This is a genomic window from Luteimonas sp. A478 (assembly GCF_054052025.1).
Genome location: NZ_JBSVRF010000016.1, coordinates 1 through 1682 on the forward strand (window position 1 = coordinate 1; position 1682 = coordinate 1682).

At 56.4% G+C, this 1682-nt stretch carries 4 protein-coding genes; all 4 read right to left on the bottom strand.

Translation table 11 applies throughout. The annotated features are described in order from the left end of the window. A partial coding sequence (locus ACW7G3_RS14155) for a hypothetical protein (RefSeq protein WP_456983555.1) occupies nucleotides 1-310 on the bottom strand: 310 nt, incomplete at its 3' end. Between the two features lie 74 nt (nucleotides 311-384). Beyond that, nucleotides 385-678 carry a HigA family addiction module antitoxin gene (locus ACW7G3_RS14160; RefSeq protein WP_456983557.1) on the bottom strand — a complete coding sequence of 98 codons (294 nt, stop codon included), beginning with the start codon at nucleotides 676-678 and terminating at the stop codon, nucleotides 385-387. After that, the gene (locus ACW7G3_RS14165) at nucleotides 678-956 is read right to left on the bottom strand and encodes a type II toxin-antitoxin system RelE/ParE family toxin (RefSeq protein WP_456983558.1); all 279 of its coding nucleotides are present in this window, start codon (nucleotides 954-956) and stop codon (nucleotides 678-680) included. Before ACW7G3_RS14165 ends, ACW7G3_RS14160 begins: the two co-directional genes overlap by 1 nt. Before the next feature lie 150 nt (nucleotides 957-1106). Next, entirely contained in the window at nucleotides 1107-1556 is a 450-nt protein-coding gene (locus tag ACW7G3_RS14170) for a hypothetical protein (RefSeq protein WP_456983559.1), read from the bottom strand. Between the last annotated feature and the right edge of the window lie 126 nt (nucleotides 1557-1682).

Genomic DNA, 1682 nt, shown 5'->3' on the forward strand with positions numbered 1-1682 from the left:
TCTGGGACCAGGTCTTGGCATGGAAGACACTCCTGATGATTAGATCACGGTGTCCACTGAACCGAAGGAACTTCCGCTTCGGCTTGAATGACTTGTTAGGCGGCACTGGCCGGTTAGCTACAAGCCCTTGCCCGCCGCCAGAGAAGTCTTGTGGCACGCACTCAACAAACTGCCCCGGCTGAAACTCCCACTCCTCCCCGTCAGGCACGACGCCAGTGAGCTCGTAGACGGAGTCTTGAACATGGCGTGCTTGAACCGGACGCCAGACAGACGTGCCTTCTCCAAGCAACGCAACATGGACAAGTGTCATTGAAATCTCCTTCCAGTGCCGCCTAACACCAGAATTAAGCCGTGCCGCGAAGCGGCATTGGCTTGAATGATTTGTTAGGCCGCGGCCAGGTCAAGCTTGCTCACGCGACCCAAGTCAACATGTTGCCGAGCCACCCACAGGTCATGGGTATCCTGCATGGCAAGCCAGCTCTCCGGCGAGCGTCCGATCGCTTTCGCTAGGCGGAGCGCCATCTCAGGAGTAACCCGGCTGGAACCCTTGAGGATGCGGCTCAAAGTAGAAGCAGCCACATCCAGCTTTTCCGCCAGCTCGCGACCACTGATGCCGTTCGGCTCAAGATAGATCTCAGTGATGAACTCACCGGGATGGGGAGGGTTGTACATGGCCATTAGTGATAGTCCTCGTAGTCTAGGACGTAAGCGTTCCCGTCTCGGAACTCGAACGTCAGCCGCCAGTTGCCATTGACCGTCACAGACCAGCGCCCGCGCATTTGTCCTTTGAGCTGGTGCAACCGGAATCCCGGGATATCCATATCCTCAATGGTCTTCGCGGTATTCAGGGCAGCCAACTGCATCCGGAGCCGCTTGACATGAGCTGGTTGTACCCCGGACGCATTGCCCGTCTCGAAGAGCTTGCGGAGGCCTTTGTGTCGCAACGACTCGATCATGGCGACACCGTATCATGTTGCGCATCACGCAACAAGAGGCCTAACACTTGAGTTAAGCCGGCCCGCAGCGGGGATGGCTGGTGACCGGAAGCGTACCAGCACCCGTCAACTCACGAGAAGGAGCGACGCGGGGTCGGCTTGAACGAACTGTTAGATTTCAGCCATTGCAGCATGAACCGCTTGACCTCTTTTAACTGCGTCACGAATGCAAAGGTAAGCAATGAACGCGAGTAAAGCCGATAAAAAGAGTGCCCCGATTGAAACATAGCGAGACGATGGTTGCTGAAGCAGGGGCGCAACGATGCCAATGACTGAAAAGGCGACAGCGAACAAAAATGACATGATCGCTTGCAGACGCAAACGAATCTCCATATGCCGCGCCTGAATGCGCGCTTCAACGCTCGCCGCAAGGTGCTTCACGTAGTCCTGCCATAATTTCCGGCGGCGCTCGGACCGCCGTCGCCACCAACCCGCTGTGGCTGACACTGACTTGTCAAGGCGCGACTTTAAGTAAGACGATGCAAGATTTACAAGAATCCCGGCTACGACGACGCTCAGCCACCAGACCGGATTTGCCAATTCATTCAACAGGTCGCCCATGGTCCCCCCCTGAAATCTAACACCTAACTTAAGCTGAGCCGCGAAGCGGCTGGGACTTCATCCGTTTTTGTTGACACTGACGTTGTATCACGCGGCCGCCTCAAACTGCACTGGCGACCGGTATCC